The sequence below is a fragment of the Cytophaga aurantiaca DSM 3654 genome (assembly GCF_000379725.1).
GTDB lineage: Bacteria > Bacteroidota > Bacteroidia > Cytophagales > Cytophagaceae > Cytophaga > Cytophaga aurantiaca.
On record NZ_KB903624.1, the window covers coordinates 121,139 to 127,864 of the forward strand.

General features: G+C 39.8%; 5 protein-coding genes. 4 read left to right on the forward strand and 1 reads right to left on the reverse strand.

Features of this window, described 5'->3' with window-relative positions:
* Together A3EE_RS0104805 and A3EE_RS0104810 are read left to right on the forward strand one after the other, a co-directional pair.
* Positions 1-1,125: an ABC transporter permease gene (locus A3EE_RS0104805; RefSeq protein ID WP_018342307.1), complete on the forward strand. Its 1,125-nt coding sequence runs from the start codon at positions 1-3 to the stop codon at positions 1,123-1,125.
* A 5-nt stretch (positions 1,126-1,130) separates the two neighbouring features.
* A complete protein-coding gene (locus A3EE_RS0104810; RefSeq protein WP_018342308.1) occupies positions 1,131-2,471 on the forward strand; it encodes a TolC family protein in 1,341 nt (446 codons plus the stop codon).
* Positions 2,472-2,554: 83 nt separating this feature from the next.
* Here A3EE_RS0104810 and A3EE_RS0104815 read toward each other — a convergent pair whose 3' ends face one another.
* The gene (locus A3EE_RS0104815) at positions 2,555-4,954 is read right to left on the reverse strand and encodes an endonuclease MutS2 (protein ID WP_018342309.1); all 2,400 of its coding nucleotides are present in this window, start codon (positions 4,952-4,954) and stop codon (positions 2,555-2,557) included.
* A 181-nt stretch (positions 4,955-5,135) separates the two neighbouring features.
* On the opposite strand from A3EE_RS0104815, the gene A3EE_RS0104820 reads away from it, so the two are divergent.
* Both A3EE_RS0104820 and A3EE_RS0104825 read left to right on the forward strand, forming a co-directional pair.
* On the forward strand, positions 5,136-5,720 hold the full coding sequence (locus A3EE_RS0104820) for an RNA polymerase sigma factor (protein ID WP_018342310.1): 585 nt from the start codon (positions 5,136-5,138) through the stop codon (positions 5,718-5,720).
* A complete protein-coding gene (locus A3EE_RS0104825) occupies positions 5,713-6,438 on the forward strand; it encodes an energy transducer TonB (RefSeq protein ID WP_018342311.1) in 726 nt (241 codons plus the stop codon). The genes A3EE_RS0104820 and A3EE_RS0104825 overlap by 8 nt, the downstream gene beginning before the upstream one ends.
* Positions 6,439-6,726 lie beyond the last annotated feature (288 nt).

Here is a 6,726-nt window from a genome sequence, read left to right on the forward strand (position 1 = left end):
ATGTTTTTCACAGCATTAAAATTCATTTGGTTCGACAAACCCAAGTCCATCGGTGCTTTAGCCGGTGTCGTAATCTCGGTTTTCCTGATCGGACAACAGTGCGGGATATTTATATTCCTTACCAATGCCATGTCGAGTCTGGTAAAGAACAACAGCGAGTACATTTGGGTAACCGATGCAAAGACTACCAACGTCAATGCCTTGTCTGCTTTAGATATCCGAATCGGAAAAGAACTTGAAAGCGTTCCGGGTGTAAAAAAAGTTTCTCCGATTGTGATTGCAGGCGGATCAGCCAAATTTGAAAATGGTCAATCTAGCGGCATCACATTGATCGGTTCTGAAGCCCCCTATTTCTATGGCGGTCCATGGAACTTATATAAAGGAAGTAAAGAAACCATGCTGCAGCAAGGTGCAATCATTGTAGACTTTTTTGATAAGAAAGCATTAGGCGAAGCTGTGCTGGGAGATTACTTTGAGATCAATGGAAACAAAGTATACATTGCAGGACAGACAAAAGGTGTAAGAGGATTCGGTGGACCTGCCTATTCGTTCACTACTATTGAACGTGCACGCTCTCTTACAAAATTTTCTAAAAATAAAGCGAGCGCCTTCTTAGTTCAATGGGATGCTAATGTATCAAAGGATTTCGTGATCCGAAACATCGAACGCCATGTACGAGGCATAAAAGCATGGGATAGCGAGAACTTCGCAAACCAAACAATTCTTACGGTTTTAAAATCAAGTGGTATTGCACTTTCCTTTGGAACACTGATCATCTTTGCATTGATCACAGGCTTTGTAATCATCGGCCTTACCCTCTACTCTTCTGCAATCGATCGCATCAAAGATTATGGAACATTGAAAGCAATCGGTGCAACAAATGGATACATCAGAAAGTTGATCATGATGCAGGCATCCATCATCGCTGTAATCGGATTTATTATTGGCTATGGCCTGGTAACAGCTTTCAAAAATGGAATTGCGAATGCTGGTACCATCTTCGATTATCCATTCTGGCTTAAGGCAACATTCCTGGGCATCACATTATTCATTGCCTTAGGTGGAAGTTTATTTGCCATCCGACGCATTACAAAATTAGAACCTGCACAAGTATTTAGAGGCTAACCTATATGAATCAATTTATAAAAAACAGCTTATTATTTATTTGCTGTATCGCAAGTCTGAATGGCTTTGCACAAACAGATACGAGCATTCAACTAAGTTTAAAACAAGCTATTGACCTTGGTCTTGCACAGCGCTTTGATATAAAAAACCAAGAACTTGCTGTTCAGATCAGCGAAAGCAACAGACAAAAAACATTAAGTAAAAATTTGCCACAGGTAAACGCGAGTATTGATTTCAGATATAACGCCGTACTGGCAACAAACCTGTTGCCACCCGGTTTTAACAACAATGGCAGTAATGAGTATACACCTATCAAATTTGGTACACCATACAATACATTAACCTCTATTACGGCAACTCAGAATATTTTCAACGCGACCGTTTCCGGTGATAAACTGGTAAATGCCGCACAGCAGGAATATGATCAGGTAAGTCTTGAAAAATATAAGATCGATGCAAAGTCTGCCATTACACAAGCTTACTATCAAGTACTGTTGAATCAGGAACAAATAAAACTTTCCGCCGAGAATGTTAAAACAGCAGAAACGATTGTAAAAAAAGGAGAAAGCGAATATGCAAATGGTACGTTACTAAAAACAGACCTTTCACGTTATCAATTAGATCTGGCAAACGCTAAAAACAATTTACAAACAGCAAATCAAAACTATGAAAATAGTCTGCTTGTATTAAAGACACAATTGATCGTTCCGATAGAATCAAATCTGGTATTAACCGATTCGTTAGAGAATCTGATCAACAGTTCTGAACAGGCTGCAAACAGCCAGGTTAATCCGGAGCAGCGTTATGAATACAGAATGGAATCTTCCCTACTACGCATCAATGAAATTCAGGCAAAAAAAATAAACCGTTCTTATTTACCTTCTGTATACTTATATGGAAATGCATCCATACAAAATCAGAATGACAAGATCACCTTATTCAATACCAATACCTGGTATCCTTATGCGTACGTTGGTATACATGCAGACATTCCGATCTTCGACGGTTTTGAAAAAAGCAGAAACATTGCCGGATATAAATTAAGAAGTTTACAGAATAAAAATACGTTGGAAAAGCTGAAGTACGATATTCAATCTGAAACAGTAAATACACGCAACCAATTGGCAACGGCCTACAGACAATATCAGAATGCAAAAGAAAATTATGCACTTGCACAATCCATCATGACCTTAGATCAGGATCGCTACAATCAGGGTACATTAACAGCTGCAGCACTTAAAAATACTGAATACTCGTTGCAGAATGCGCAGAATAATTATCTGACAAGCATCTACAATGTGCTTGTTGCACAGATGAATTATAAGAAAGCGTTGGGAGAACTGTAAAGTAATATGTTTTAAGTAATAAGTTATAAGATGACTTAATGTTAAGCGTCCAATCTTAAAACTTATTACTTAGAACGTAAAACTTAATATCGCATATTCAACACCGTAATCCCTGCGCCACCGCTATCAATGTGTTCATCGTTCATGGAAACAATCTGTTTGAATTGTTTCAAATGTTCCCGCAGCATTTTCCGAAGGATACCATCTCCTTTTCCATGAAGAATACGGGCTTCTTCAATTCCTAAAATAAATGCATCGTTGATCCATCTGTCTGTAAAGGCAATTGCTTCTTCAGTACGTTTTCCGCGCAGATCCAGCTGCATGGTAAAGACCTGATGCTTTTGAATCAGATCAACACCTCCCGGTTTATTTCTTGGAATACGTTCTTCGGTTTTACTTTTCAGATCTTTGGCTGTTGCTGTGCTTAACTCAGAGAAATGAACTGTTGCTTTCAGATCACCAATAAAGACAACTGCAAGCTTTCCTTTTACAGATTCAATTTTACCAATGGCATTGTTGCTGCGGATACGAACAATATCACCTGTTTTCCAATCATAACGGATCGGTTCGTTATCGTTCGTATTTACTTCCGGTTCTAATTCCTTCTCATACACTCTACCTACTTCACGGATCTCCTGACGATGCTTCTGGGCACTGTGCTTATCCTTCGCATTCGAAATTGATTTTATCAGTTCTTCTGCTTTACTATCTGCTTTCTGAACAATGCGGTATGCTTCTTCTTTTGCTTCCAGCAATAAACGTTTGCGTTTATCCTGCAGTTCTGCGAGCTTCTCTTCAAATTCTTTGGAAAGCTTTTCGTGCTTCACCTTCATCTCTCTACCCGACTGGATCTCCTGTTGCAATGTAGTTCGTTCACGTTCAATGTCACGCAGCAAGGTAGACAGATCCACTTGTTCCTGATCCAGCTTTGTTCTCGCCTGCTCAATCAGATTTTTTGCTAAGCCGGATTTTTCTGCGATCTCCAGTGTAAATGAACTTCCCGGAACACCTATATCCAGCGTATACAAAGGAATCAAACGATCCGTATCAAAACGCATCGAACCATTGATCAAGCCTTCCGTTTTTGATGCCAATGCTTTTAAGCCCGCATAATGGGTTGTAATAATACCCATTGCTTTGCGTTCATTCAATTTCTCAAGTGCCGCTTCAGCAATCGCTGATCCATACATCGGATCGGTACCGCTACCAAACTCATCAATCAACAACAACGTTTTTGCATCAACGTGTTCTAAGAAAAAAGTAAGATTTTTAATGTGCGAACTGTAGGTACTCAAATCATTATCCAGTGATTGTGAATCGCCGATATCAATAAAGAAATTATCAAACAAACCCGCTACACTTCCTTCGCCAACCGGTATAAGCAAACCGCACTGCAGCATGTATTGCAGCAAACCCAGTGTTTTCATGCATACCGACTTCCCTCCTGCGTTCGGTCCGGATAATAATAATATTCTATTTTGTCCATCCAGCTGAATAGACAAAGGCATGACTTCTTTTTTTGCTTTCTGATTTTTCAGCCACAACAATGGATGGCGCGCATTGTGCCATTTAACGATGGGCTGCTTTTGCAGGACAGGCATAACACCATTGATGGAACTGGCAAGCGTTGCCTTCGCACGGATAAAATCAAACCAGCCAACCAATTGATTTGCTTCCTGCATCACATCTGCAAACGGACGGATAAAATCAGTCAGCTGCATGAGTATGCGGATGATCTCTTTGCGCTCACGGATCTCCAACTCACGAATGATGTTGTTGTAAGGTAATAGCGATATGGGTTCCATGAATACCGTCTGACCGGTTCCGGATTCGTCGTGAATGATCCCTTGTACTTTACGCTTGTACTCTGCAAGTACGGGCAATACCAATCTTCCGGAACGAATGGTTGCTTCGGAATCATCAACGGTATAGCCTTCTTTTTTAAATACACGCAGCAAACGTTCAACTTCTTTACGAAGTTTGATCTGCTCTTCTCGGTATTCTTCGCGAATCAACCGAAGTTCGTCTGAGGCAGTATCACGGATCACCCCATGATCGTCAATCACACGGTTGATAGACTTATACAAAGTTGAATCGATCTTAACTGCATTGGCACGTTCCTGCAAACGTGTGTATGCTTCCGTTTCTGTTTTCTTGAAAAAGGATTGGCATGCAATCAATGTTGTCAAAAACAATTTGCATTGCATCAATTCATCGATCTCCAGATAATGCCCTTCCAGACGGATCTTATTTGCAAGCGTCGTAATGTCAACAAAATCGCGGTCCGGGAACAGCAGACCCGACTCTATAATTTTTTTAAATTCGTCTGTTTCTTTCAGCTCATTTTCTATAGCTGTAAGGTCATAGGAAGGCGTAAGTTCTTCCAGCATCGTTATTGCGGTTCTCCCTTTGCATGAAGCTTTCAGCAATTCACGTATTTGGTCAAACCCGATTTTACTTTCCAGATCCGATGGATATATCATTCAATTCTGCTTATTACAATAATTATTTTTTCAGTACTTCAACCGATTGAATTTTATATTCGTTCAATAGGAATGCCCTGAATTACAAAATTACAATAAACAGCCGTGTTCCCCGCAGAATATGACTTGAAAAGCAAGATTTTTTGTATCTTTTCAATGTTTTTTCATTATACCATTGACCTTGGAATCAAAATATCACAAAAATACCGAAGAAATTGAGGATGAACTGCGCTGGATCGAGAAGGCAAAGGAGCATCCCAAACACTTTTCCGTGCTGTACGAGAAATATTATAAAACAATATTTCTGTACATCTTTCGAAAAGTGAATGATATGGACGTGGCTGGAGATCTCTGTTCAGATGTGTTCTCTAAAGCCTTATCCAGCATACAGGCCTACGAATTTAAGGGCGTTCCCTATTCGGCATGGCTGTATCGGATTGCTGCAAATGAAGCGAATATGTATTTCAGAAAATACAACAAACGCGAAACCATTTGCATCGACGATACCAGCATTCATTTGCTGAATGAAGACTTGCAGGAAAGCAACGAAGAAGATATCTATCTGAAACTGCTGCCGCTTTGTATGGAAAAATTAAAGTCAGACGAAGTGCAGCTGGTGCAATGGCGCTTCTTTGAAAGTAAATCATTCAAGGAGGTCGGAGAAATTATGAACATGACCGAAAATAATGCGAAGGTGAAAACATACCGCATCCTCGAAAAAGTACGCAAGTGGATGTTAGAAATGAAAGGAAAAAGCAATGAGTAAGTACGATATAAAAAAGAGCCCTCAACTGCCCAGCGACGAAGAAATTAACAAACATAAAAACTTCGACAAGGTATTGAATAAAGCGGCGATGTATGATTATAAAAAAGCGACAAAACCCGTTTATAAAAACGTAAAGGTATTAAGTATTGTAGCGGTGATTGTTGCAGTAGGATTGATCTTCTTATTTGAAATACACGAAGAAAATATTGAACACGAAAAGAAAACACAGGAAGTTGATACCATACAAAAAAACAATACTGTTCCGCTTCAGGACACGACTGATGCACCTCTAACAAAGCCTATTTCATCGACACCACAATCTTCAACTGTAACATCTGTTGTTCCGGTAACGCCACAAACGCAGACACCTGACAATTCTGCTACCGTACATACAGCTACGGGTACGGCTGCTGTAAAAACGCTGGCAGATTTTCCGGGCGGAGACGATGCGTTGAATAAATTCCTATTGTCCAATATCAAGTATCCCTACAATGCAGTGGAAACAGCTTATACAGGAAAAGTTGAAGTAGAGCTAAAAATTGAACCGACGGGTGAAATTGGAAATATCACCATCTACCATTCTCCCAATGCAGCGATCAGCAATGAAATTCAACGTGTGATTAAGAAGATGCCAAAGTGGTCGCCTGCAGTAAAAAATGATCAGGCAGTTGCTTCGATGGTTACGGTGTATTTTCCGTTTACGTATGTTGGGGATTGATCGCTGTTGTTAGTTACTATGTGGTTGGCCGAAAAGGCACAACCTTTAGATTTACGCCGTAGTAAAATTCCAAGAAATAAGAATTCATATTTATCAAAGCGAAAGACGGTATCAACCGTCCTTCTGCAGTGATACGATTCTGTTTGGGTATATTTTTATTCTAAAGAATTCTAAATAAATTAATTAAAATAACCACCGGCAAAGGTGAACTATGGCGCAACTAGGTTAGACCTATCCGTGGATTTAGTCCTTTGCCGGCTTATTTGAACAGGCATCAAATAGAAATTT